The 24,456-nt window shown below is 54.0% G+C and carries 21 protein-coding genes and 1 other RNA gene; 13 read left to right on the top strand and 9 right to left on the bottom strand.

Annotated features, from left to right (window positions below; translation table 11 throughout):
* Window positions 1-9: 9 nt before the first annotated feature.
* The 3 genes from gatZ to garD all read right to left on the bottom strand — a co-directional run bounded on the left by gatZ (window position 10) and on the right by garD (window position 3,936).
* Window positions 10-1,281, bottom strand: coding sequence for a tagatose-bisphosphate aldolase subunit GatZ (gatZ, locus tag OOJ60_RS08090; RefSeq protein WP_042291781.1), 1,272 nt, complete (start codon window positions 1,279-1,281; stop codon window positions 10-12).
* 49 nt (window positions 1,282-1,330) lie between these two features.
* Window positions 1,331-2,185, bottom strand: a complete 855-nt coding sequence (locus OOJ60_RS08085) for a tagatose bisphosphate family class II aldolase (protein ID WP_205612370.1) — start codon at window positions 2,183-2,185, stop codon at window positions 1,331-1,333.
* A 179-nt stretch (window positions 2,186-2,364) separates the two neighbouring features.
* A complete protein-coding gene (gene garD, locus OOJ60_RS08080) occupies window positions 2,365-3,936 on the bottom strand; it encodes a galactarate dehydratase (protein WP_042291778.1) in 1,572 nt (523 codons plus the stop codon).
* A 427-nt stretch (window positions 3,937-4,363) separates the two neighbouring features.
* Here garD and garL point away from each other — a divergent pair, with 427 nt between their 5' ends.
* From garL to OOJ60_RS08020, 12 genes are all read left to right on the top strand, one after another.
* On the top strand, window positions 4,364-5,134 hold the full coding sequence (garL, locus tag OOJ60_RS08075; RefSeq protein WP_205612369.1) for a 2-dehydro-3-deoxyglucarate aldolase: 771 nt from the start codon (window positions 4,364-4,366) through the stop codon (window positions 5,132-5,134).
* 29 nt (window positions 5,135-5,163) lie between these two features.
* The gene (gene garR / locus OOJ60_RS08070; protein ID WP_042291774.1) at window positions 5,164-6,054 is read left to right on the top strand and encodes a 2-hydroxy-3-oxopropionate reductase; all 891 of its coding nucleotides are present in this window, start codon (window positions 5,164-5,166) and stop codon (window positions 6,052-6,054) included.
* Window positions 6,055-6,151: 97 nt separating this feature from the next.
* Window positions 6,152-7,297 (top strand): glycerate 2-kinase, encoded by a 1,146-nt coding sequence (gene garK, locus OOJ60_RS08065; RefSeq protein ID WP_205612368.1) that lies wholly within the window; start codon window positions 6,152-6,154, stop codon window positions 7,295-7,297.
* Between the two features lie 32 nt (window positions 7,298-7,329).
* An RNA gene (gene rnpB / locus OOJ60_RS08060) (RNase P RNA component class A) lies at window positions 7,330-7,706 on the top strand.
* Between the two features lie 806 nt (window positions 7,707-8,512).
* Window positions 8,513-9,451: a transcriptional regulator TdcA gene (tdcA, locus tag OOJ60_RS08055; RefSeq protein WP_205612367.1), complete on the top strand. Its 939-nt coding sequence runs from the start codon at window positions 8,513-8,515 to the stop codon at window positions 9,449-9,451.
* Window positions 9,452-9,549: 98 nt separating this feature from the next.
* A complete protein-coding gene (gene tdcB / locus OOJ60_RS08050; protein ID WP_042292873.1) occupies window positions 9,550-10,539 on the top strand; it encodes a bifunctional threonine ammonia-lyase/L-serine ammonia-lyase TdcB in 990 nt (329 codons plus the stop codon).
* Between the two features lie 34 nt (window positions 10,540-10,573).
* A complete protein-coding gene (gene tdcC / locus OOJ60_RS08045; protein WP_042292876.1) occupies window positions 10,574-11,905 on the top strand; it encodes a threonine/serine transporter TdcC in 1,332 nt (443 codons plus the stop codon).
* A 31-nt stretch (window positions 11,906-11,936) separates the two neighbouring features.
* Window positions 11,937-13,145 carry a propionate kinase gene (gene tdcD / locus OOJ60_RS08040; RefSeq protein ID WP_060571083.1) on the top strand — a complete coding sequence of 403 codons (1,209 nt, stop codon included), beginning with the start codon at window positions 11,937-11,939 and terminating at the stop codon, window positions 13,143-13,145.
* 32 nt (window positions 13,146-13,177) lie between these two features.
* Window positions 13,178-15,472 carry a 2-ketobutyrate formate-lyase/pyruvate formate-lyase gene (gene tdcE / locus OOJ60_RS08035; RefSeq protein WP_205612366.1) on the top strand — a complete coding sequence of 765 codons (2,295 nt, stop codon included), beginning with the start codon at window positions 13,178-13,180 and terminating at the stop codon, window positions 15,470-15,472.
* A gap of 86 nt (window positions 15,473-15,558) precedes the next feature.
* A complete protein-coding gene (gene tdcG / locus OOJ60_RS08030; RefSeq protein WP_205612365.1) occupies window positions 15,559-16,923 on the top strand; it encodes an L-serine ammonia-lyase in 1,365 nt (454 codons plus the stop codon).
* 277 nt (window positions 16,924-17,200) lie between these two features.
* Window positions 17,201-18,532 carry an HAAAP family serine/threonine permease gene (locus tag OOJ60_RS08025; protein ID WP_205612364.1) on the top strand — a complete coding sequence of 444 codons (1,332 nt, stop codon included), beginning with the start codon at window positions 17,201-17,203 and terminating at the stop codon, window positions 18,530-18,532.
* A gap of 21 nt (window positions 18,533-18,553) precedes the next feature.
* The gene (locus tag OOJ60_RS08020; RefSeq protein WP_042292887.1) at window positions 18,554-19,864 is read left to right on the top strand and encodes an L-cysteine desulfidase family protein; all 1,311 of its coding nucleotides are present in this window, start codon (window positions 18,554-18,556) and stop codon (window positions 19,862-19,864) included.
* 22 nt (window positions 19,865-19,886) lie between these two features.
* Here OOJ60_RS08020 and OOJ60_RS08015 read toward each other — a convergent pair whose 3' ends face one another.
* Together OOJ60_RS08015 and OOJ60_RS08010 are read right to left on the bottom strand one after the other, a co-directional pair.
* Entirely contained in the window at window positions 19,887-20,048 is a 162-nt protein-coding gene (locus tag OOJ60_RS08015; protein WP_205612363.1) for a hypothetical protein, read from the bottom strand.
* Between the two features lie 19 nt (window positions 20,049-20,067).
* Window positions 20,068-20,769 (bottom strand): pirin family protein, encoded by a 702-nt coding sequence (locus OOJ60_RS08010; RefSeq protein WP_042292890.1) that lies wholly within the window; start codon window positions 20,767-20,769, stop codon window positions 20,068-20,070.
* Window positions 20,770-20,873: 104 nt separating this feature from the next.
* Between OOJ60_RS08010 and yhaJ the strand changes: the two genes are divergently transcribed.
* Window positions 20,874-21,770, top strand: coding sequence for a DNA-binding transcriptional regulator YhaJ (yhaJ, locus tag OOJ60_RS08005; RefSeq protein ID WP_042292892.1), 897 nt, complete (start codon window positions 20,874-20,876; stop codon window positions 21,768-21,770).
* Between the two features lie 50 nt (window positions 21,771-21,820).
* Here the strand turns inward: yhaJ and OOJ60_RS08000 are convergent, their stop codons facing one another.
* From OOJ60_RS08000 to OOJ60_RS07985, 4 genes are all read right to left on the bottom strand, one after another.
* On the bottom strand, window positions 21,821-22,180 hold the full coding sequence (locus OOJ60_RS08000) for a DUF805 domain-containing protein (protein WP_042292895.1): 360 nt from the start codon (window positions 22,178-22,180) through the stop codon (window positions 21,821-21,823).
* Between the two features lie 225 nt (window positions 22,181-22,405).
* The gene (locus OOJ60_RS07995) at window positions 22,406-22,771 is read right to left on the bottom strand and encodes a DUF805 domain-containing protein (RefSeq protein WP_042292897.1); all 366 of its coding nucleotides are present in this window, start codon (window positions 22,769-22,771) and stop codon (window positions 22,406-22,408) included.
* Between the two features lie 152 nt (window positions 22,772-22,923).
* Window positions 22,924-23,910: a glutathione S-transferase family protein gene (locus OOJ60_RS07990; RefSeq protein WP_199957637.1), complete on the bottom strand. Its 987-nt coding sequence runs from the start codon at window positions 23,908-23,910 to the stop codon at window positions 22,924-22,926.
* A 120-nt stretch (window positions 23,911-24,030) separates the two neighbouring features.
* The gene (locus OOJ60_RS07985) at window positions 24,031-24,423 is read right to left on the bottom strand and encodes a DoxX family protein (RefSeq protein ID WP_003024847.1); all 393 of its coding nucleotides are present in this window, start codon (window positions 24,421-24,423) and stop codon (window positions 24,031-24,033) included.
* Window positions 24,424-24,456: the final 33 nt, after the last annotated feature.

The following is a 24,456-nucleotide window of genomic DNA, read 5'->3' as shown; positions in this document are numbered from 1 at the left end:
CTCCGGTTTTCAGGCTGTTTCTGACGCGCAACCGAACCGGTATGCACGTAAAACATCCTGAATTTTGTCAATAATCAGGCTGCGCGGCGTGGCGGTTAGCGCGCCTTCCGACAGCCGTTCAAACTGTACAGGCATAAACTGGCTGATTAATCCCAGCGGTAATGAGACGCCACTCAGATTGGCGATCAGTTTTTCCACACTTTGCCGAATACGCGGGTGCGGCCAGTAGTAACGGATACGGTCTGACAGGCTGAAATGGATATCGACCATCGCCTGGCTCCAGGTCGGCCGGTAATACTTCTTCCAGTATCCAGGCTCGTTAAGCATCACTTCATCGATCACCTCCAGCACCCGGCTGCGTTGTTCCGGCGAAATCAGGGCGTCTTCCATCTGCGCCAGCGCAAAAACGGCTTCACGCAGAGCGAAAGTCAGGGCCGGGCCGACCTTGAGAATGGCGTAGTGATCACGAACCAGCGCGCGGTAGGCTTGTCGGGTCTGGTAGTCTGTGGAGTGCGCTTCGTAAACCATTGGCGTGGCCTTGATCCAGGTAGTGAGCGCTTCGGCAGCCTGAGGCTGGTAGTGGATAATTTGGGTGTGATCGAATTCCACGCCGGGCTGCACGACGATGGCGATAACGCGGGTTAAGGCCTCATCAAGCCCCCGAGCGCGAAAGGCAACCTGATGCGTTTCCAGCGTGCGGGCGGCATCGTCGGCGCGGGTGACGTGAACCGTCCCAATGCTGCTGGCTTCCCCGCCCGGTACCGGAACTTCAGTGCCGATTACATAGGTCAGTCGGCGTTTTTGTTCTTCCGTTGCCGTCGCTTCAGCCGCCTGGCAAAGTACCGCTGCGCGTTCGGCGACCACCATCGGGTCGAGCGGCGTGGGGTCATCGGCGCAGGACATAGAGGCGTCCAGGTGGATTTTACTGAATCCTGCGGCGACGTAGGCCTGAATCAACACCACCGATTTTTCCATCGCATCCGCTGCGGGTTCATCCTGCCAACAGTTCGGGCCCAAATGATCCCCGCCAAGGATTAAACGCTCACGCGGGAAGCCAACCTCCTGGGCAATGCCATAGACAAAATCGCGGAAATCAGCGGGTTTCATGCCGGTATACCCGCCGAACTGATTAACCTGGTTAGAGGTCGCTTCAATCAGCACTTTGTTGTCGCTGTGCAGATCAAAGCGCAGGGCCGCTTCAATGACCAGCGGATGGGCTGAACAGACAGAACAGATCCCGACATGTTCACCGGCTTTATGACGCGAGATAATTTCTTTCACTTCTGACTCCGATATCTTTCGTTTGTATTGAATGCGAATGCGCTATCTGTCAAAGCTTGCCTTCGCAGCCGCAGTCGGCGATGACTTTGCGCACGACGGCTTTCATGGCGGCTTTGGCTGGCACCATGTAATGTCGGGGATCATTGGCCTTGGGATGCTCACTAAGATAGGTTTTCAGGGCATCGGAAAAGGCAATTTTAAGTTCGGTGGCAACGTTAACCTTGCAGATGCCGAGTGAGATTGCGCGTTGGATATCCCCGGTGGGCAGGCCCGAGGCGCCGTGCAGTACCAGTGGAATATCCACGTGTTGCCGAATCTCCGCCAGGCGCTGAAAATCCAGTCGCGGTTCGGCGGTGTAGAGGCCGTGAGCCGTTCCAATTGCTATGGCCAGAGAATCAATGCCGGTTCCGGCGACAAACTCCCGGGCCTGCTGCGGATGGGTGTAAAGCGCGTCTTTTTCGTCAACGCTCAAATCGTCTTCCTGTCCACCCAAACGGCCCAGCTCGGCTTCGACGCTAACGTCGTAACGATGGCAGTAATCGACAACATTTTTCACCAGGGCAATATTGTCGGCAAACGGAAGGTGCGAGCCGTCGATCATGACGGAACGCACGCCAGCAGCGACTTTCTGTTCTATATCTTCACGTTTTTCATGATGATCAAGATGGATCGCGAGAGGGTGGTTCCATGACTTCGCCAGTTCCCCGGCGATGGCGACGATATTGCTCACGCCTGCATAGCGAAACGTGCCTGGCGTCCCCGCAACGATCAACGGGGAACGTAATTCTGCTGCGGTTTCCACGACCACCTGCAGGGTTTCAAGATTGTGGATGTTGAAAGCCGGTACGGCGTAACCCTCGCGCTGGGCCTTCCTGAGCATGGTCTTGCTGGAAATAATAAACATCCTTCCTCCGAAATCTTTCGTTTGTCTTCTTCGAAAGAATTTATAGGCTTTCGTAATGTTTTTATGTGATTTCGATCGGATAAATGAAAGTTACGAAAGCAAAAGAAGGTTTGCGAAAGATTACGGGCGAAAAAAAAGCACGCCCGCCGGGCATGCTTTATCAGAAGAGAAGGGAGGCGTCACGTCACCGGCGCCGGGTTAAACACTGCCAGTTGGTTATGAAGGCCCCATTGATCCGAGAAGGTTTTCTTCCGTCCGCTGGCTACCTCCAGGATAAACGCAAACAGCTTCTGACCGACCTCTTCAATGGTCTCTTCCCCGGTGGCGATGGTCCCGGCGTTAATATCCATTAAGTCATACCAGCGGTTTGCCAGCTCGGTGCGGGTAGCCATTTTGATCACCGGTACCGCCATCAGCCCATACGGGGTACCGCGTCCGGTAGTAAAGACCTGGACGGTGATCCCTGACGCCACCTGCTGGGTGCCGCAGACAAAGTCGCTGGCGGGGGTTGCCGCGTATATCAGGCCGCGCTTCGTTGGCCGCTGGCCCGGCGACAGCACTTCAACAATCGCGCTCTTACCTGACTTGGCAATGGAGCCGAGCGCTTTTTCGACCACGTTCGCCAGCCCGCCTTTTTTGTTCCCCGGTGACGGGTTGGCGCTGCGGTCGGTTTTCCCCATGTCGAGGTAGTTATCGTACCAGGCCATCTCTTCGAGCAGGCGCTTGCCCACCTCTTCGTTGACCGTGCGCGGGGTCAGCAGATGGATGGCGTCACGCACTTCGGTCACTTCGGAGAACATCACCGTGGCGCCGCAGCGAACCAGCAGGTCCGAGGCATACCCTACCGCCGGGTTCGCCGTGACGCCGGAAAACGCATCGCTGCCGCCGCACTGCATCCCGACGACCAGTTCAGAGGCCGGGCAGGTTTCGCGCTGGCGCTGATTGAGTTTCGCGAGATGGCGCTCAGCCACCTGCAGAATGTCATCCACCATTGAGCGGAAACCGACGTGTTTTTCATCCTGCAAGCTCACGATGCTGGCGCTGTCCACCGGGATACTCTGCACATCGTCGGTACCTTCCAGCAGGCGCTCAGGTTGCAGTTTTTCACAGCCGAGGCCGATGACCATCACTTCGCCGCCAAAGTTCGGGTTCAGCGAAATGTTGTGAATTGTGCGAATCGGCACTACCGCTGCCGGGGCGTTGATCGCCACACCGCAGCCGTACAGATGGTTCAGGCCGACGACGCCGTCGACGTTCGGGTAGTCAGGCAGCAGATCGCGCTCAATGATCTTCACCACATAATCGACCACACCCGCCACGCAGTGGACGCTGGTGGTAATGCCGAGCAGATTTTTGGTGCCCACGCTGCCATCGGCATTGCGATAGCCCTCAAAGGTATAACCTTCCAGCGGCGGCAGCGGCTCCGGCACTTTGGTCGCCAGCGGCAACGTGTGCAGTGGCGGCGCCTTCGGCAGTTCCACCATGGACTCATCGATCCAGCTTCCGCGCGCGATATTGCGAACGGCATAACCAATCACCTCGCCATAGCGAACGATTTCACCATGCGCGGGAATATCCACCAGCGCCACTTTGTGCCCCTGCGGAATATGTTCGATCAGTTCAAGCCCGTCCGGGAAACGCGTTCCGGCTTTTAAACCATTGTCGTTAACGATGATTGCCACATTATCGATGTCGTGAACTTTAATATAAAACGCCGTCGGCGATTCCTGTCGGATGTCGATGTTAGCCATTGCTCAGTATTCTCCAGCTAAAAATAATTCGTTCAGTGAACCTGAAAAAAGAGAATGTCATTTTGATAAAATAAGCATGTCAGGCGCGCTGGAATAAGAATGTGATCGCGATCACCCGTTGTGGCGAACGCCACGCCCGCAGGGTGAGCAAAGCGTAAATCTGTGCATCAGCGCCCAGGCTTATGTGCATATGCTCAAAATAATATTTAATGCTCGTTTCTTTAATGAGCGTTTGCACAATGCCTAATACACCGCTGCTGATTATACTGAACCACGAACTTATTACACCCGTCGGTTATTTTAATTAGCATCGGTAAATGTCAAACAATAATAAAATACCGGCTTAAATGTCTGGGTAAATAAATAGTGACCCGTCCGTCGGTTTATAAAACTCTCTATATAACGGTTAAGTGACAAGGTAAACGTGATGAATAACGACATCTTCCCCAACAAATTCAAGGCAGCGCTGGCTGCGCATCAGGTGCAGATCGGTTGCTGGTCGGCGCTGGCAAGCCCCATCAGCACCGAAGTGCTCGGTCTGGCGGGCTTTGACTGGCTGGTGCTGGACGGCGAACATGCGCCGAACGATGTCTCAACCTTTATCCCGCAACTGATGGCATTAAAAGGTAGCGCCAGCGCGCCGGTTGTGCGCGTGCCGACCAACGAGCCGGTGATTATCAAGCGTCTGCTGGATATCGGCTTTTACAATTTCCTCATCCCGTTTGTGGAAACAGAACAAGAAGCCGTAAACGCCGTGGCGGCGACCCGCTATCCGCCAGAGGGGATTCGCGGCGTATCCGTATCACACCGCGCCAATATGTTTGGCACCGTAGCGGATTACTTTGCGCAGTCGAATAAGAACATCACCATCATTGTGCAGATCGAAAGCCAGCAGGGCGTCGATAACGTGGACGCGATTGCGGCAACCGCAGGCGTTGACGGTATTTTTGTCGGGCCAAGCGATCTGGCTGCCGCGTTAGGCCACCTTGGCAACGCGTCGCATCCTGACGTTCAGAAAGCCATTCAGCACATTTTTTCCCGTGCGAAAGCGAACGGTAAACCCTGCGGCATTCTGGCGCCGGTTGAAGCCGATGCGCGCCGTTATCTGGAGTGGGGAGCGACGTTTGTGGCCGTGGGCAGCGATCTGGGCGTATTCCGTTCCGCCACGCAGAAGCTGGCAGATTCCTTTAAGAAATAACCACCACCGCAACAAGAGAGAATAGTGATATGACGATGAAAGTTGGTTTTATTGGCCTGGGTATCATGGGTAAACCAATGAGTAAAAACCTCCTGAAAGCAGGTTACTCGCTGGTGGTTTCTGACCGTAACCCTGAAGCGATTGCTGAAGTTATTGCTGCCGGGGCAGAAACCGCCTCTACCGCAAAAGCGATCGCTGAGCAGTGTGATGTGATCATCACCATGCTGCCGAACTCCCCGCACGTGAAAGACGTTGCGCTAGGTGAAGGCGGCATTATTGAAGGCGCGAAGCCGGGCACCGTTTTGATCGACATGAGTTCGATCGCGCCGCTGGCAAGCCGTGAAATCAGCGACGCGCTGAAGGCCAAAGGGATTGATATGCTCGACGCGCCGGTCAGCGGCGGCGAACCGAAAGCCATCGACGGCACGTTGTCCGTCATGGTGGGCGGCGACAAAGCGATCTTCGACAAATATTACGATCTGCTGAAGGCGATGGCGGGATCCGTGGTGCATACCGGTGAAATCGGCGCGGGTAACGTCACCAAGCTGGCAAACCAGGTGATTGTGGCGCTGAATATTGCCGCGATGTCAGAAGCGCTGACGCTGGCGACCAAAGCGGGGGTAAACCCGGACCTGGTATATCAGGCGATTCGCGGCGGTCTGGCGGGCAGTACCGTGCTGGATGCGAAAGCGCCGATGGTCATGGATCGCAACTTCAAACCGGGCTTCCGTATCGATCTGCATATTAAAGATCTGGCGAACGCGCTGGATACGTCGCACGGTGTCGGCGCGCAGCTGCCGCTGACCGCTGCGGTGATGGAGATGATGCAGGCGCTACGCGCGGACGGGCTGGGGACGGCCGATCACAGCGCGCTGGCATGCTATTACGAAAAACTGGCGAAAGTGGAAGTCACTCGCTAATCACGTCGTGCCTCGTGGCACGCAGCAATCTGGCCTGCCTGGCGCAGGCCGGAACAGTGAAACGCTAATTGGCGTTATGCAGTAACAGGCTACCCCTATGAAAATCGTCATTGCCCCAGACTCTTATAAAGAAAGCCTTTCTGCCAGTGAGGTAGCTCAGGCAATAGAAAAAGGATTCCGGGAAATTTTTCCGGATGCGCAATATGTTTCTGTTCCCGTCGCCGACGGTGGTGAAGGAACAGTTGAAGCCATGATTGCCGCCACGCAGGGAACTGAACATTCCGCTTGGGTTACCGGCCCGTTGGGGGAAAAGGTCAATGCCAACTGGGGCATGTCAGGAGACGGAAAAACCGCGTTTATCGAAATGGCGGCAGCCAGCGGACTGGCGCTGGTTCCCCCGGAAAAACGCAATCCGCTGATCACCACCTCTCGCGGCACGGGCGAGCTGATTTTGCAGGCGCTGGAAAGCGGGGCGCGAAACATCATCATCGGTATTGGCGGCAGCGCCACCAATGACGGCGGCGCGGGTATGATACAGGCGCTGGGCGCGAAACTGTGCGACGCCAATGGCACCGAGATCGGCTATGGCGGAGGCTGCCTGAACAGCCTCAACGCAATTGATATTTCGGGTCTTGATCCGCGATTACGCGCCTGCACGATTCGCGTTGCCTGCGACGTCACCAATCCGCTGGTGGGGGAAAAGGGTGCATCGCGAATTTTTGGACCGCAGAAAGGCGCGACCGAGGCGTTAATTGTCGAACTGGACGCCAATCTTGCCCATTACGCCGATATCATCAAAAAATCGCTACGGGTGGATGTCAGAGACGTTCCTGGCGCAGGCGCGGCGGGCGGTATGGGCGCGGCGCTGATGGCCTTTCTCGGCGCGGAGCTGAAAAGCGGTATCGAGATTGTGACCCAGGCGCTGAATCTGGAAGAGCATATCCACGACTGTACGCTGGTGGTGACTGGCGAAGGACGAATTGACAGTCAGAGCATTCACGGAAAAGTACCGGTCGGCGTGGCGAGCGTGGCGAAGAAATACCACAAGCCGGTGATAGGTATTGCCGGCAGCCTGACGCGTGACGTCGCGGTGGTGCACCAGCACGGTATTGATGCCGTGTTTAGCGTATTAAGCAGCATTGGCACGCTGGAAGAAGCCTTCCGGGGCGCATTTGACAATATTTACCGCGCTTCGCGAAATATTGCGGCCACGCTGGCGATGGGAATGCGCAGCGCGGGGTGACAAGGGCGCGTAAACCCTCTATACTTCGCGCCGAAGCTGACCAGACAGTCGCCGCTTCGTCGTCGTCCCTTTCGGGGGAGACAGGCGGAGGGGAGGAAAGTCCGGGCTCCATAGGGCAGGGTGCCAGGTAACGCCTGGGGGGGAAACCCACGACCAGTGCAACAGAGAGCAAACCGCCGATGGCCCACACACGTGGGATCAGGTAAGGGTGAAAGGGTGCGGTAAGAGCGCACCGCGCGGCTGGTAACAGTCCGTGGCACGGTAAACTCCACCCGGAGCAAGGCCAAATAGGGGTTCATAAGGTACGGCCCGTACTGAACCCGGGTAGGCTGCTTGAGCCAGTGAGCGATTGCTGGCCTAGATGAATGACTGTCCACGACAGAACCCGGCTTATCGGTCAGCTTCAACTCATTACTGAAACCCCGCCATCAGGCGGGGTTTTTGCTTTTGTGAAGCAGATGAATGCCTGTCCACGACGCTATACCCAAAAGAAAGCGGCTTACCGGTCAGCTTCAGCTCATTACTGACCCCCCCATCAGGCGGGGTTTTTGCTTTTGTGAAGCAGATGAATGCCTGTCCACAAGGATAACCATTCGGCAGGGGAGCGTATTGAACGCAATAGATTTCCCGATATGTGACAGGAAACACAAAACGCTGGCTTTGATTCTTTTTGCGACAGAAACAAAAAGCAAACGATCGCCTTCACAAAATTACTTGCTATAAAATCTATAAAAACTAGTGTTAATGGTTTGTTGGTAATGATAATGAATTGTATGCTTATATTTAATTATTGATAAAAGTAATGTTTATTTACAAACAAATACGGCAAAAAAATGTGATATGCCACAATATTTAACGTCATTTATGTTTTATATATAATTATATTTGATAAATTGCACATTAAATTTAATGACATATTTGAACGTTAATTGCACGATAATTGCTTGAAATATCATCATTCGCCGATTTTGAAAATAACCACAAGTTTATCGATGTTATCGCCATAAAATATTGTTATCCCCCCCTATTTTTTTGACTAAAATCAGACTAAAGCGACATTGTAATTATATAACTGTTTGAAAAATATAAATTTAATAATTTATTTGCCAGCTTCATAAAATAATGGCAAGGCAATTTGTGAGTGGTCGCACATATCCCCCTTTACGTAATTTGTTACACTCCACGCCGTCAACAAAGTTATTTACGCAGGTCGATATGAATACGTTTGCTCTCCCAAAAACTCAGCAGTTGGTGGTCTTTCAGGAAGTAATCAGAAGTGGTTCGATCGGATCTGCGGCGAAAGAATTAGGGTTAACTCAACCGGCGGTCAGTAAAATCATTAACGATATTGAAGCGTATTTCGGCGTTGAGTTGGTGGTGCGGAAAAACACCGGCGTCACCTTAACCCACGCAGGGCAGGTTTTACTCTCGTGGTCAGAGTCCATCACTCGCGAGATGAAAAACATGGTGAATGAGATGAACAGCATGACCGACAGCGCGGTGGTGGACGTCTCCTTCGGATTCCCGTCGCTGATTGGATTTACCTTTATGTCCGATATGATCCAGAAGTTCAAAGAGGTCTACCCGAAATCGCAGGTCTCTATGTATGAGGCGCAGCTCTCCTCGTTTCTGCCAGCGATTCGCGACGGACGACTGGACTTTGCTATTGGCACGCTCAGCGATGAAATGAAGTTACAGGATCTCCATGTCGAGCCGTTGTTCGAGTCAGAGTTCGTGCTGGTGGCGAATAAGTCCCGAACATGCACCGGCACCACCACGCTGGAATCGTTGCAAAACGAACAGTGGGTGCTGCCACAAACGAATATGGGCTACTACAGCGAACTCCTCACCACCCTGCAAAGAAATGGCATCAGTATTGAAAACATCGTTAAAACCGACTCCGTCGTCACCATTTATAATCTTGTTCTCAATGCCGATTTTTTAACTGTTATTCCATGTGACATGACCGCGCCTTTTGGTTCAAACCAGTTTATTACGCTCCCTGTAGAAGAATTATTACCCATTGCGCGATATGCTGCAATATGGTCTAAAAATTATCGTATTAAAAAAGCCGCCTCGGTGTTGGTGGAATTAGCGAAAGAGTATTCATCTTATAAAGGTCGCAGACGAAAGCAATTAATTGAAATCGATTAACCCAATTAAATTTAGTTAATCCAATATTAACGCCATCGCGCTGTATTTCAGCCGTTGGTCACGGTCATTTATTACTTTACAATAAGTAAGAGGTTACAATGCACATTACTTACGATCTACCGGTTGCCATTGACGATATCCTCGAAGCCAAAAAACGCCTGGCAGGAAAAATATATAAAACAGGCATGCCGCGTTCGAACTATTTTAGTGAGCGCTGTAAAGGTGAAATATTTCTCAAGTTCGAAAATATGCAGCGTACCGGTTCTTTTAAAATCCGCGGCGCGTTTAACAAGTTAAGTTCGCTGACGGATGCGGAAAAACGCAAGGGCGTGGTGGCCTGTTCCGCGGGCAACCACGCGCAGGGCGTATCGCTCTCCTGCGCGATGCTCGGTATTGACGGCAAAGTGGTGATGCCAAAAGGCGCGCCGAAATCAAAAGTTGCCGCGACCTGCGACTACTCCGCGGAGGTGGTGCTGCACGGGGATAACTTTAACGACACCATCGCCAAGGTCAGCGAAATTGTAGAAACCGAAGGCCGTATTTTTATTCCACCGTATGACGATCCGAAAGTCATTGCCGGGCAAGGCACAATTGGTCTGGAAATCATGGAGGATCTTTATGACGTCGATAACGTTATTGTACCTATTGGCGGCGGCGGTTTAATTGCCGGGATTGCCATCGCGATTAAATCCATTAACCCGACAATTAAAGTCATCGGCGTTCAGGCTGAAAACGTACACGGTATGGCGGCATCTTATCAGGCCGGAGAAATAACCACGCACCGAACGACCGGCACCCTGGCGGATGGTTGTGACGTTTCCCGCCCGGGTAATTTAACTTACGAAATTGTGCGTGAATTAGTGGATGACATAGTCCTCGTGAGCGAAGACGAAATACGCAACAGCATGATTGCCTTAATTCAGCGCAATAAAGTGGTGACAGAAGGCGCTGGCGCACTGGCTTGTGCCGCTTTATTAAGCGGGAAATTAGATAGCTATATCCAGAACAGAAAAACGGTCAGCATTATTTCTGGCGGCAATATCGATCTTTCTCGTGTATCGCAAATAACGGGTTTAGCAGACGCTTAACACCGGCTATTCATCTTTTCGTTGAGGATAGGATATGAGTACTACTGATAGCATTGTATCCAGCCAGACAAAACAGTCGTCCTGGCGTAAATCGGACACCACCTGGACACTGGGATTATTTGGTACCGCCATCGGCGCCGGAGTGCTGTTCTTCCCCATTCGCGCCGGATTTGGCGGCCTGATCCCCATTCTACTGATGCTGGTGCTGGCGTACCCCATCGCCTTTTACTGCCACCGGGCGCTGGCGCGCCTGTGCCTGTCCGGCTCGAACCCGTCCGGTAACATTACGGAAACGGTAGAAGAGCACTTTGGCAAGACGGGCGGCGTGGTGATCACGTTCCTCTACTTCTTCGCCATTTGTCCGCTGTTGTGGATTTACGGCGTGACCATTACCAACACCTTCATGACCTTCTGGGAAAACCAGTTGCAGTTGCCAGCCCTGAACCGCGGCTTTGTGGCGCTGTTCCTGCTCTTGCTGATGGCGTTTGTCATCTGGTTTGGTAAGGATCTGATGGTAAAAGTGATGAGCTATCTGGTCTGGCCGTTTATCGCCAGCCTGGTGCTGATTTCACTGTCGCTGATCCCGTACTGGAATTCGGCGGTGATCGATCAGGTCGATCTGAGCAACATCGCGCTGACCGGTCACGATGGCATTCTGGTCACCGTATGGCTCGGTATCTCCATTATGGTGTTCTCGTTTAACTTCTCGCCGATCGTCTCCTCGTTCGTGGTGTCGAAGCGCGAAGAGTATGAGAAAGATTTTGGCCGCGACTTTACCGAGCAGAAATGTTCACAGATCATCTCCCGCGCCAGCATGCTGATGGTCGCCGTGGTAATGTTCTTCGCCTTCAGCTGCCTGTTTACGCTCTCGCCGCAAAACATGGCGGATGCGAAAGCGCAGAACATCCCTGTGCTCTCTTACCTGGCGAACCACTTCGCCTCAATGTCCGGTACTAAGTCAACGTTCGCGACCACGCTGGAATACGGCGCGTCGATTATCGCGCTGGTCGCCATTTTCAAATCGTTCTTCGGGCACTATCTGGGCACGCTGGAAGGGCTGAACGGTCTGATCCTTAAGTTTGGCTATAAGGGCGATAAAACTAAAGTCTCGATGGGTAAACTCAATACCCTCAGCATGATCTTTATCATGGGGTCCACCTGGGTTGTGGCCTATGCCAACCCGAATATTCTGGACCTGATTGAAGCGATGGGCGCGCCGATTATCGCCTCGCTGCTCTGCCTGCTGCCGATGTACGCCATTCGTAAAGCGCCTTCGCTGGCGAAATACCGTGGCCGTCTGGATAACGTGTTTGTCACCGTCATTGGTCTGCTGACCATCCTGAACATCGTGTACAAACTGTTTTAAGCCTTAGGCTCAGGATGAGCGGAGTAGTGAAATGACTGAATTTCCTGTAGTTCTGGTAATTAACTGCGGTTCGTCTTCAATTAAGTTTTCAGTGCTGGATGCAACAAACTGCGACGTTTTAATGGCAGGTATTGCTGACGGCATTAACACTGAAAGCGCCTTCTTGTCGGTAAACGGAGGAGAGCCAGCAACGCTGGCTCACCACAGTTACGAAGGGGCATTAAAGGCGATCGCCTTCGAACTGGAAAAACGTAATTTAAACGACAGCGTGGCCTTAATTGGCCACCGCATCGCCCACGGTGGAAATATCTTTACCGCGTCGGCCATTATTACCGATGAGGTCATCGACAATATCCGCCGGGTTTCACCGTTAGCGCCGTTACATAACTATGCGAATCTGAGCGGAATAGAATCCGCACAGCAGTTATTTCCCGGCGTCACGCAGGTCGCTGTTTTTGATACCAGTTTTCATCAGACGATGGCGCCTGAGGCCTACCTGTACGGCCTGCCGTGGGAATATTACGAACAACTCGGCGTGCGGCGTTACGGCTTTCATGGCACGTCACATCGCTATGTGTCTCTGCGGGCGCATGCGCTGCTGGATCTTGCTGATGACGATTCAGGCCTGGTGGTGGCGCATCTTGGCAATGGCGCGTCTGTCTGCGCGGTTCGTAACGGGCAGAGCGTGGACACCTCAATGGGCATGACGCCGCTGGAAGGGCTGATGATGGGCACCCGCAGCGGCGATGTCGACTTCGGGGCGATGGCGTGGGTCGCCAGCGAAACCGGTCAGACCCTGAGCGATCTGGAGCGGGTGGTCAACAAAGAGTCCGGTCTGCTGGGAATTTCGGGTTTATCGTCCGACTTAAGAGTGCTGGAAAAAGCCTGGCATGAAGGACACGCGCGGGCGCAACTGGCGATCAAAACGTTCGTCCACCGTATCGCCCGCCATATCGCCGGGCATGCAGCGTCGTTACATCGTCTGGACGGCATTGTTTTCACCGGCGGTATCGGCGAGAACTCGGTCTTAATTCGTCGCCTGGTAGCAGAGCGTCTGGCGGTGCTGGGCGTTACGCTCGACAGTGACAGAAATAGCCTGCCGAATTCCCACGGCGAACGCATTATTTCCGCCAGCGATGCCCGGGTCATGTGCGCCGTTATTCCGACCAATGAAGAAAAAATGATTGCGCTTGATGCGATCCAGTTAGGCCGTATTCACGCGCCAGTGGAACTCGCTTAATTCATTGTTGTTCTGTAGAGAGATTATTTTTCATGAAGGTAAATATCGATACCAGCGATATGCTGTACGCCGACGCATGGCAGGGTTTTAAAGGTACGGACTGGAAAGAAGAAATTAATGTCCGTGATTTTATTCAGCACAACTATACGCCTTATGAAGGGGATGAATCTTTTCTCGCGGAAGCGACGCCAGCCACAACGGCGCTGTGGGAAAAGGTGATGGCGGGGATTCGCATCGAAAACGCGACCCATGCGCCGGTTGATTTCGACACTAATATCGCCACGACGATCACCGCGCATGACGCGGGCTATATCGAGCAGTCGCTGGAAAAAATCGTCGGTCTGCAAACGGACAAACCGCTCAAGCGTGCCCTGCATCCGTTTGGCGGCATCAATATGATCAAAAGCTCGTTTGAGGCTTATGGTCGCGAGATGGACCCACACTTCGAATACCTGTTCACCGAGCTACGAAAAACCCACAACCAGGGGGTTTTCGACGCCTATTCGCCGGACATGCTGCGCTGCCGTAAATCCGGCGTCCTGACCGGTCTGCCGGACGGCTATGGCCGCGGGCGAATTATTGGCGACTACCGCCGCGTGGCGCTGTACGGCATCCGCTATCTGGTGCGCGAGCGTGAACTGCAGTTCGCCGATCTCCAGTCAAACCTGGAGTGGGGGCAAAATCTCGAAGCCACCATCCGACTGCGCGAGGAGCTGGCGGAACACCGCCGCGCGCTGCTGCAAATGCAGGAGATGGCGGCAAAATATGGTTTCGATATCTCGCGTCCAGCGCGCAACGCTCAGGAAGCAGTACAGTGGCTCTACTTTGCCTACCTGGCGGCAGTGAAGTCGCAAAACGGCGGCGCGATGTCGCTGGGGCGTACCGCGTCGTTCCTCGATATCTACATTGAACGTGACTTCAAGGCGGGGATCCTGACAGAGCAACAGGCGCAGGAGTTGATCGATCATTTCATTATGAAGATCCGCATGGTGCGCTTCCTGCGTACGCCGGAATTCGACACCCTGTTCTCCGGCGATCCGATCTGGGCGACGGAAGTGATCGGCGGGATGGGGCTGGATGGTCGCACGCTGGTGACGAAGAACGCTTTCCGTTACCTGCATACGCTGCACACTATGGGGCCCGCGCCGGAACCAAACCTTACCGTGCTGTGGTCGGAAGCGCTGCCGGTGGCCTTTAAAAAGTACGCTGCGCAAGTATCTATCGTCACGTCGTCGCTGCAATACGAAAATGACGATCTCATGCGTACTGACTTTAACAGCGACGACTACGCGATCGCCTGTTGTGTTAGCCCGATGGTAATCGGTAAGCAGATGCAGTTCTTCGGCGCGCGCGCCAACCTCGCCAAAACGCTGCTGTACGCGATCAATGGCGGCGTGGATGAGAAGCTGAAAATCCAGGTTGGGCCAAAAACCGCGCCGCTGATGGACGATGTGCTGGATTATGACACCGTGATGGAAAGTCTCGACCACTTTATGGACTGGCTGGCGGTGCAGTACATCAGCGCGCTGAACATCATTCACTACATGCACGATAAGTATAGCTATGAAGCCTCGTTAATGGCGCTTCATGACCGCGACGTGTATCGCACCATGGCCTGCGGTATTGCCGGGCTGTCAGTGGCGGCGGACTCCCTTTCCGCCATCAAATACGCGAAGGTAAAACCGGTGCGCGACCATAACGGCCTGGCGGTCGATTTTGTTATCGAAGGCGACTACCCGCAGTACGGTAATAACGACGAGCGCGTCGACAGTATCGCCTGCGATCTGGTCGAACGTTTTATGAAGAAAATTAAGGTGTTGCCGACCTACCGCAATGCGGTGCCGACCCAGTCCATTCTGACCATTACCTCAAACGTGGTGTACGGGCAGAAAACCGGGAATACGCCGGACGGACGCCGTGCCGGTACGCCGTTCGCGCCGGGAGCCAACCCGATGCACGGACGCGACCGCAAAGGCGCGGTCGCCTCGCTGACCTCCGTGGCGAAGCTGCCATTCACCTATGCCAAAGACGGTATTTCATACACCTTCTCCATTGTGCCAGCGGCGCTGGGCAAAGAAGCTCCGGTGCGGAAAACCAACCTGGTCGGGCTACTTGATGGCTACTTCCATCATGAAGCGCATGTGGAAGGCGGTCAGCATCTGAACGTCAACGTCATGAACCGGGAAATGCTGCTGGATGCCATCGAACATCCGGAAAGCTACCCGAACCTGACGATTCGCGTTTCCGGTTATGCGGTGCGCTTTAACGCGCTCACCCGCGAGCAGCAGCAGGATGTCATCTCGCGGACTTTCACCCAGGCGATGTAACATTATCGGGGCGGTCAGCCGATCGCCCCTGGTCATAATGCGTATCAAACCTGGTCTCCACTGAACGGCATTCCGAGGGTGTAGATATGATTAGCGCATTCGATATTTTTAAAATAGGTATTGGTCCTTCCAGTTCCCACACCGTAGGGCCAATGAATGCAGGTAAGCGTTTTATCGATCAACTGGTCAACAGCGGTGACTTGCTGCGTACAACGCGCATCACGGTGGATCTGTATGGGTCGCTGTCGCTGACCGGAAAAGGCCATGCTACCGATACCGCCATCATCATGGGGCTGGCGGGTAACAGTCCGCAAAACGTCAATATTGACGCCATTCACGGGTTTATAGAGGCGGTCACTCGCAGCGGGCGTCTGCCGCTGGCGGAAGGCGCGCATGTCGTTGATTTTCCGGTGACGGACAGCATTCTGTTTCACGGCGAAACGCTTCCCCGTCACGAAAACGGTATGCGCATCAGCGCCTGGGAACACCAGCGCCAGTTGTTGAGTAAAACCTACTATTCGATTGGCGGTGGGTTTATCGTCGATGAAGAGCATTTTGGTCAGGCCCACGATGTCGAAGCCCCTGTGCCTTACGATTTCCATTCGGCGAGCGAACTGCTCAGGCTGTGTGAGCGCAACGGGCTGTCGGTCTCCGGACTGATGATGCAAAACGAACTGGCGCTGCGCAGTAAGGCGGAAATCGACGACGGATTTGCCCGTATATGGGACGTTATGCGCGCCGGAATCGAGCGAGGCATGAATACCGAAGGCGTACTGCCCGGTCCGCTCAATGTACCGCGGCGGGCGGTGGCGCTGCGGCGCTTGCTGGTGTCCAGCGATAACCTTTCCAGCGATCCAATGAACGTTATCGACTGGATCAACATGTTCGCCCTCGCGGTCAGTGAGGAGAACGCCGCGGGCGGACGTGTGGTGACAGCGCCCACTAACGGGGCGTGCGGGATTATCCCGGCGGTGCTGGCCTACTACGATAAGTTTCGCCGTCCGGTGAACGCCAATTCTATCGCCCGCTACCTGCTGGCGGCAGGCGCTATTGGCGCGCTATATAAGATGAATGCGTCGATCTCCGGCGCGGAGGTGGGCTGTCAGGGAGAGATCGGCGTAGCGGCGTCAATGGCGGCGGCAGGGCTGACGGAGCTGCTCGGCGGGAGTCCGGCGCAGGTGTGCATTGCGGCAGAAATCGCCATGGAACATAACCTCGGCTTAACCTGCGATCCGGTGGCCGGACAGGTGCAAATCCCCTGTATTGAACGCAACGCGATCAATGCGGTAAAAGCGGTTAACGCCGCGCGCATGGCCCTGCGTCGCACTTCGCAGCCGCGCGTGTCGCTCGATAAAGTCATTGAAACTATGTACGAAACCGGCAAAGACATGAACGACAAATACCGCGAAACGTCACGCGGCGGGCTGGCGATCAAGGTGGTTTGCAGTTAGCCTACGCCCCGGTCCGGTAAAAAAAGCACACTTCGGTGTGCTTTTTTTATTGTGATCGCTATCAAATTAAGAAATTAATGCCTTTAAGTGGCGGTTAAGGGGGAAATTTTTCTTAACACAGGGAAAATACAGGGGTTTGTTTGTGAAGTTTTTCTCTGCGCCCGGGCGTATGATTTTTTTCATACTAACAACTCGCCTGCACACCTGTACCGCGTATCGCCCTGATGCGGCACGACAAAAATATAAAAACTTACCCTACATATTGAGCGAGAATTTTATGGAAACGGCAACGAACAGCAGTGTGATACCTGGTGTCTCCAGCCCGGCGCGCCGGGCCGGTATGACCGAAAGCGAATGGCGTGAAGCGATCAAATTCGACAGCACCGACACCGGCTGGGTCATTATGAGTATCGGGATGGCAATTGGCGCGGGGATTGTTTTTCTCCCGGTCCAGGTGGGGCTGATGGGGTTATGGGTCTTCCTGCTCTCTTCGGTCATTGGCTACCCGGCAATGTATCTGTTCCAACGACTGTTTATTAACACCCTGGCGGAATCGCCGGAATGTAAAGATTATCCGAGCGTTATCAGCGGCTACCTCGGCAAAAACTGGGGTATTTTGTTGGGCGCGCTGTATTTTGTGATGCTGGTGATCTGGATGTTTGTTTATTCCACCGCAATCACCAATGACAGCGCCTCTTATCTGCATACCTTTGGCGTCACGGAAGGATTACTCTCCGACAGCCCGTTCTATGGTCTGGTGCTCATCTGCATCCTGGTCGCCATCTCCTCGCGCGGTGAGAAACTGCTGTTCAAAATCTCCACCGGTATGGTGCTGACCAAACTTTTGGTGGTCGCGGCGCTGGGCGTGTCGATGGTGGGGATGTGGCATTTGTACAATATTGGCGCGCTGCCGCCGATGGCGCTGCTGGTGAAAAACGCGATCATCACGCTGCCGTTTACCCTGACCTCAATCCTGTTTATTCAGACCTTAAGCCCGATGGTGATTTCCTATCGCTCCCGCGAAAAATCCATTGAGGTCGCGCGCCACAAAGCGCTGCGCGCGATGAACATCGCCTTCGGCATTTTGTTTGTGACCGTTTTCTTCTACGCCGTCTCCTTTACGCTGGCGATGGGCCACGATGAAGCGGTGAAAGCCTATGAGCAAAACATTTCCGCGCTGGCGATCGCCGCACAGTTTATTAGTGGCGCGGGCGCAGGCTGGGTAAAAGTGGTCAGCGTGATCCTCAATATTTTTGCCGTAATGACCGCGTTCTTTGGCGTTTACCTGGGCTTTCGTGAGGCTACCCAGGGGATTGTGATGAACATCCTGCGCCGCAAAATGCCCGCCGAGAAGATCAACGAAACGCTGGTGCAGCGCGGCATTATGCTGTTCGCCATTTTACTGGCCTGGAGCGCCATTGTGCTCAATGCACCGGTGCTCAGCTTTACCTCAATCTGTAGCCCCATTTTCGGCATGGTGGGCTGTCTGATCCCGGCCTGGCTGGTTTACAAAGTTCCTGCACTGCACAAATACAAAGGGGCGTCGTTATATCTGATTATCGTCACCGGTTTGCTGCTGTGCGTATCTCCGTTCCTGGCATTCTCCTGATTGACTTTGAAGGTTGTTGTTATGTTTGAGACTACAGAAAATCCGTTGTGGCAGCGTTTTATCCTCGCCGTACAGGAGGAAGTCAAACCGGCGCTGGGCTGTACGGAACCTATTTCACTGGCGCTGGCGGCGGCGGTTGCCGCTGCCGAACTGGATGGCGCGGTTGAACGTATCGACGCCTGGGTCTCGCCAAACCTGATGAAAAACGGGCTGGGCGTAACGGTTCCCGGAACCGGAATGGTAGGACTGCCTATCGCCGCCGCGCTCGGCGCGCTGGGCGGAAACAGTCAGGCCGGGCTGGAGGTGCTGAAAGACGCCTCCGCACAAGCTATCCATGACGCGAAAGCGATGCTGAGCGCCGGAAAGGTATCGGTGATGCTGCAACAGCCCTGCGACGAGATCCTTTTTTCCCGTGCGAAGGTCTACAGCCGCGACGGTTGGGCCTGCGTGACCATCGTCGGCGGGCATACCAACATCGTGCGCATCGAAACGCACGCTGGCGTGAAGTTTGCTCAGGACACGCGGACGGACGGCGATGAGCAGGACTCTCCGTTGGCGGTGTTGTCCACGACCTCGCTCGAGGAGATTCTGGCGTTTGTGAATAACGTCCCGTTTGACGACATTCGTTTCATTCTCGACGCTGCCCGGCTCAACGGCGCGCTGTCGCAGGAAGGGCTGCGCGGCAGTTGGGGACTGCACATCGGCGCGACGCTGGAAAAACAGTGCGCGCGCGGACTGCTGGCGAACGATCTCTCTACGGCGATTATTATCCGCACCAGCGCGGCGTCCGATGCGCGCATGGGAGGGGCGACGCTGCCGGCCATGAGCAACTCCGGCTCCGGCAATCAGGGGATTACCGCCACGGTACCGGTGATGGTGGTGGCGGAGCACTTCGGCGCCGACGAGGAAAAACTGGCGCGCGCGCTGATGCTTTCTCACCTGAGCGCGATCTACATCCATCATCAGCTTCCGCGTTTGTCGGCTTTGTGTGCGGCGACTACGGCGGCAATGGGGGCGGCGGCGGGGATGGCGTGGCTGGTGGATGGGCGCTACAGCACCATCTCCATGGCGATCGGCAGCATGATCGGCGACGTTAGTGGGATGATTTGCGACGGTGCGTCAAACAGTTGTGCGATGAAGGTGTCGACCAGCGCGTCGGCAGCGTGGAAAGCCGTGTTGATGGCGCTGGACGACACGGCGGTAACCGGCAACGAAGGCATCGTGGCGCACAACGTGGAACAGTCCATTTCCAACCTGTGCGCGCTGGCGTGTCATTCTATGCAGCAAACGGACAAGCAGATCATCGAGATCATGGCCCGTAAAGCGCAGTAAGGGAGGCAACAGGCGGAAGGGGTCAGACGGTGGCCTCTTCCTCGGCGAGCCGCACTTCGGCGTCGGCGACAATCGCCTCCAGCTCGGTCAACATCTCCTCGTAGCCAAAACGACGGGAAGCGACCGGGGTTTCTGCTGCCGCGGTAGGTTTCGCGGCAGCCTGTTTTTTGATTTTCTTACTCATAAGCAACTCCATTTACCGGCTACACCGGCAAATCTATCAGCAAAGCGCGCAGCGGCGAATCGGCGACGAGCGTTATGTTAGCTTCATCACGAATAAACGCGCCGTCGCCGCAGGTCAGCGCCTCGCGGGCTTCATCGTGCGTGACCGCGTGAAACGTACCGTGAATCGACTGCAGATAGGCACGGGGACCATGCAGTTGAAAGCGCAGGGATTCTCCCGCTTCCAGTTCAACATGATGCACCCACACCTGCTGACGCAGTTGCAGACTGCCGTTCTCGCCGTCAGGAGAGGCGATCAGCTGTTGCTTCGCTTTTTCAAGCGTGGTTTTCTGCACAGACGCGTTTTCGCGTTCAGGACAGGCGTCAAGCCACAGCTGCATGCGTGTTAACGGCTTGTCCTTACTGATGTTATGTTCGCTGTAGCTAATACCCGGCTGCGTGGCGAGCAACAGCGCTTCGCCCGCTTTGGCCTGGACATGGTTGCCGTCGCTGTCGCGATATTCGGCAACCCCTTCCAGAATCAGGTTTAAAATATCCACCTTCGGGTAGGTGCGCGGCTGAAAAGCGGCGCCGGGCGCCAGCACTTCCTGATTGAGCACGCGCAGTGAGGCGTAGCCCAGCAGTTTCGGGTCGAAGTAGTGTCCAAAGGAAAAAGTGTAACGGGCCTGCAGCCATCCGTAGTCCGCTTGTCCGCATTGTTTGGCTGTTCGGGTAGTAATCATAATTCTTGACCTCTCTTTACTCCCTTTTATGTTAAGGGGCTGGACGCTACATTGTTAGCCAGATATTCTGCCCGGTATGTTCAAATTTCCTGAATGAGAACGATATGGCCAAAGAAAGGGCATTAACGCTCGAAGCGTTGCGCGTGATGGATGCGATAGACCGTCGCGGCAGCTTTGCGGCGGCGGCGGATGAACTGGGGCGCGTGCCGTCTGCGCTCAGTTACACCATGCAGAAGCTGGAAGAGGAACTGGATGTGGTGCTGTTTGACCGCTCCGGGCACCGCACAAAATTCACCAATGTCGGACGCATGTTGCTGGAAAGAGGCCGCGTTCTTCTCGAAGCGGCGGATAAACTGACTACCGATGCCGAAGCGTTGGCCCGGGGATGGGAAACACATTTGACCATTGTAACGGAAGCGCTGGTGCCGACGCCGTCCTTTTTCCCGCTTATCGACAAGCTGGCGGCCAAAGCCAACACGCAGCTATCGGTCATTACCGAAGTGCTGGCAGGCGCCTGGGAACGTCTGGAGCAGGGGCGGGCAGATATTGTTATCGCCCCGGACATGCACTTTCGCTCGTCGTCAGAAATCAATTCGCGCAAATTATACACTCTGATGAATGTTTATGTGGCTGCGCCGGATCACCCTATCCATCAGGAGCCAGAACCGCTTTCTGAAGTGACGCGCGTGAAATATCGCGGCGTGGCGGTGGCGGATACCGCCCGCGAGCGCCCGGTGTTGACCGTACAATTGCTGGATAAGCAGCCGCGTCTTACCGTCAGTACAATTGAGGATAAGCGTCAGGCGCTGCTGGCGGGGCTTGGGGTGGCGACGATGCCTTATCCGTTGGTGGAACATGATATCGCTGAAGGGCGACTGCGGGTTGTCAGTCCTGAATCGACCAGTGAGATCGACATTATTATGGCCTGGCGGCGAGACAGTATGGGCGAGGCGAAAGCCTGGTGTCTGCGTGAGATTCCGAAACTGTTTATTGGAAAGTAATATTTGCTGGAACAATGAAATTCGGGGCAAATATATTGCCCCGAAAAATCTTAATTAATCTCACCCTGCTTAGGGTCTGCGCCGAAACGGTTATTTCCGGCGGTGCCGTTCTGGCACATAAAGACGATAAGCACAATCGCCCCGACAATCGGAATCAGGCTAATCAGCAACCACCAGCCAGAGCGCTCGGTATCGTGCAGACGGCGAACCGCCACGGCAATACTCGGCAGCAAAACGGCGAGGCTATAAATTATCGTGATGTACGGCGTTTCCATGCCGATAACGGCTTGAATAACGTTCAGAATTGCGCTGATGATCATGTTGATCAGCACAAACATCCAGTACTCTTTCCTGCGCGCACGTCCCGTAAAAAGGGCATAATTTTTTAATACACCTATATACCAATCCATTAAATATCCTTATTAGTGCTAAAAAAAGTCGCAGAAATATATCACGCTATATCGCTGAGGTCATTTTTATTATGCAAACTTAGGAATATTTCATGTTAATATTCGTATTAATAATAATATGATTAGATATAAATAAGATGTGAATGGATAAACGCACAGACAACAAAAAGAATATTTACCGTATAAAATTAAAAAGGCAGCATTTTTTTCTGCCTTTTTGGGTTCTTATGGCAGGGTTTTCGGATCCGGGCCGAAGCGGTTTTCGCCAGACGTACCGTCCTGACAGTTAAAGATAATAATAACCAGCCAGCCGATGACGGGAATGAGTAACAGTAACAGCCACCATGCAGATCGATCGGTGTCGTGCAGGCGTCGGAACTGAACCGCCCACCACGGCAGAAACACAAGGATCCCATACAGGGTTGTGAGTACGCCTTCTCCGCCTGCGCGTTGCCAGCCCAGGATTTTATCCAGCACGCCCAGAACGAACGTTAAGATGACGTTGACCAGAATAAACATCCAGTACTCTTTGCGCCGGGCGCGACCACCGAACCCGATGTAGTTTCGTAGAACTTTTAAATACCAATCCATTTTCGCCTCAACCTTGGGTCAATCACTTGTTTTTAAAGCAATCAAATTAAGAATAGCTGCGAATGATCGGGGGGTAAATATTTGTGAACGGAATGAGGCCAGGTAGGCAGAAAAAGAAAGAAGCGCCGCCATCCGTGGATGGCGGCAGGGTGTTACGCGAAGCGGGTGTCGCGCCCGTGAGGCTCGCTGAGATCCTGCCACGGACCGATGGAAATGATCCCCGTCGGGTTGATGGTCTTATGGCTTCGGAAGTAGTGCGTGCGAATATGGTCAAAATTCACCGTTTCCGCAATCCCCGGCATCTGGTAAATATCGCGCAGGAAACCGTAAAGGTTGAGATAGTCGCTGATGCGATGCTTGTCGCATTTAAAATGCGTCACGTACACCGGATCAAAACGGATCAGCGTGGTCCACAGACGAATATCCGCCTCAGTTAAGCGATCGCCGGTAAGAAAACGATGCTGACCGAGGATCTGCTCCAGGCGCGCCAGATGGGTAAAGACATTGTTAACCGCGTCGTCATAGGCCTGCTGGCTGGTGGCGAAACCGGCTTTATAAACGCCGTTATTGACGTTGTCATAAATCCAGCCGTTCAGTTCGTCGATCTTACCGCGGAGATCGGCAGGGTAGTAGTCGCCTGCTTTGGCGCCCAGCGCATCAAACGCCGTATTAAACATGCGGATGATTTCTGCGGATTCATTGCTGACGATAGTGTGGTTCTTTTTATCCCACAGTACCGGTACGGTCACCCGACCGCTGTAATGCGGGTCGGCGTGTAGATACAGTTGATACAGAAATTCGTGTTGATACAGAGTATCACCTGTCGCAGCCGGGAAGTTGTCGTCAAAGGTCCAGCCATTTTCCAGCATTAAGGGATTGACGACGGAAACGGAAATAAACGGCTCCAGCCCTTTTAACTTGCGCAGGATCAGCGTACGGTGCGCCCACGGGCAGGCGAGCGAAACGTACAGGTGATAACGATCTTTTTCCGCCGCAAAGCCGCCTTCACCGGAAGGACCGGGTGCGCCATCGGCAGTGAGCCAGTTACGGAATGCCGATACCGAACGCTGAAATTTGCCGCCGGTGGATTGGGTGTCGTACCAGGTGTCATGCCAGACGCCGTCAATCAGTTGTCCCATGTTTCTCTCCTTTACACGCTTCGTTGTAGGCCGACTCGAAGCAACGCGAAATCCATTAGGTATGGATAGCAAAAACGAGGAGAAGGTCTCCTCGTTTTACGTTCATCAAGTATAGTGCGTTTACCACTTTTTATTCAGCACGCGGTCGATACTGAACGCGCCCGGACCGGTGATGGCCAACAGCAGGAAGCCGCCAGCGATGGTCAGGTTTTTCATGAACATCAGTGAGTTCACCCCTTCCGCGAAATTACTGTGGAACAGAAACGCGGTCAGAAGCGTAAAACCGGCAGTAAACAGGGCGGTGGTGCGGGTCAGGAAACCAAACAGAATCGCCAGGCCGCCGCCAAACTCAAGCAGGATTACCAACGGTAACATAAAGCCAGGCACGCCCATGGCTTCCATATACTGTTGTGTACCCGCGTAACCGGTAATCTTTCCCCATCCTGCGGTAATAAACAGGATTGGCATCAGAATACGCGCGACCAGTACACCAACATCTTCTAATTTTTTCATTTTACTCTCCAGGAAACCACTCAGGCTGCTGAT

Source organism: Citrobacter sp. R4, assembly GCF_026719175.1.
In the GTDB taxonomy this organism is placed as follows: domain Bacteria; phylum Pseudomonadota; class Gammaproteobacteria; order Enterobacterales; family Enterobacteriaceae; genus Citrobacter_A; species Citrobacter_A sedlakii.
The sequence above is the reverse complement of the archived record's forward strand: the minus strand, read 5'-3'. Positions and strand labels throughout refer to the sequence as shown.

Coding starts and splice junctions, on each gene's coding strand:
- OOJ60_RS08085 (WP_205612370.1), bottom strand. CDS start 2,185: ATGTTTATTATTTCCAGCAAGACCATGCTCAGGAAGGCCCAGCGCGAG.
- garD (WP_042291778.1), bottom strand. CDS start 3,936: ATGGCTAACATCGACATCCGACAGGAATCGCCGACGGCGTTTTATATT.
- garL (WP_205612369.1), top strand. CDS start 4,364: ATGAATAACGACATCTTCCCCAACAAATTCAAGGCAGCGCTGGCTGCG.
- garR (WP_042291774.1), top strand. CDS start 5,164: ATGACGATGAAAGTTGGTTTTATTGGCCTGGGTATCATGGGTAAACCA.
- garK (WP_205612368.1), top strand. CDS start 6,152: ATGAAAATCGTCATTGCCCCAGACTCTTATAAAGAAAGCCTTTCTGCC.
- tdcA (WP_205612367.1), top strand. CDS start 8,513: ATGAATACGTTTGCTCTCCCAAAAACTCAGCAGTTGGTGGTCTTTCAG.
- tdcB (WP_042292873.1), top strand. CDS start 9,550: ATGCACATTACTTACGATCTACCGGTTGCCATTGACGATATCCTCGAA.
- tdcC (WP_042292876.1), top strand. CDS start 10,574: ATGAGTACTACTGATAGCATTGTATCCAGCCAGACAAAACAGTCGTCC.
- tdcD (WP_060571083.1), top strand. CDS start 11,937: ATGACTGAATTTCCTGTAGTTCTGGTAATTAACTGCGGTTCGTCTTCA.
- tdcE (WP_205612366.1), top strand. CDS start 13,178: ATGAAGGTAAATATCGATACCAGCGATATGCTGTACGCCGACGCATGG.
- tdcG (WP_205612365.1), top strand. CDS start 15,559: ATGATTAGCGCATTCGATATTTTTAAAATAGGTATTGGTCCTTCCAGT.
- OOJ60_RS08025 (WP_205612364.1), top strand. CDS start 17,201: ATGGAAACGGCAACGAACAGCAGTGTGATACCTGGTGTCTCCAGCCCG.
- OOJ60_RS08020 (WP_042292887.1), top strand. CDS start 18,554: ATGTTTGAGACTACAGAAAATCCGTTGTGGCAGCGTTTTATCCTCGCC.
- OOJ60_RS08015 (WP_205612363.1), bottom strand. CDS start 20,048: ATGAGTAAGAAAATCAAAAAACAGGCTGCCGCGAAACCTACCGCGGCA.
- OOJ60_RS08010 (WP_042292890.1), bottom strand. CDS start 20,769: ATGATTACTACCCGAACAGCCAAACAATGCGGACAAGCGGACTACGGA.
- yhaJ (WP_042292892.1), top strand. CDS start 20,874: ATGGCCAAAGAAAGGGCATTAACGCTCGAAGCGTTGCGCGTGATGGAT.
- OOJ60_RS08000 (WP_042292895.1), bottom strand. CDS start 22,180: ATGGATTGGTATATAGGTGTATTAAAAAATTATGCCCTTTTTACGGGA.
- OOJ60_RS07995 (WP_042292897.1), bottom strand. CDS start 22,771: ATGGATTGGTATTTAAAAGTTCTACGAAACTACATCGGGTTCGGTGGT.
- OOJ60_RS07990 (WP_199957637.1), bottom strand. CDS start 23,910: ATGGGACAACTGATTGACGGCGTCTGGCATGACACCTGGTACGACACC.
- OOJ60_RS07985 (WP_003024847.1), bottom strand. CDS start 24,423: ATGAAAAAATTAGAAGATGTTGGTGTACTGGTCGCGCGTATTCTGATG.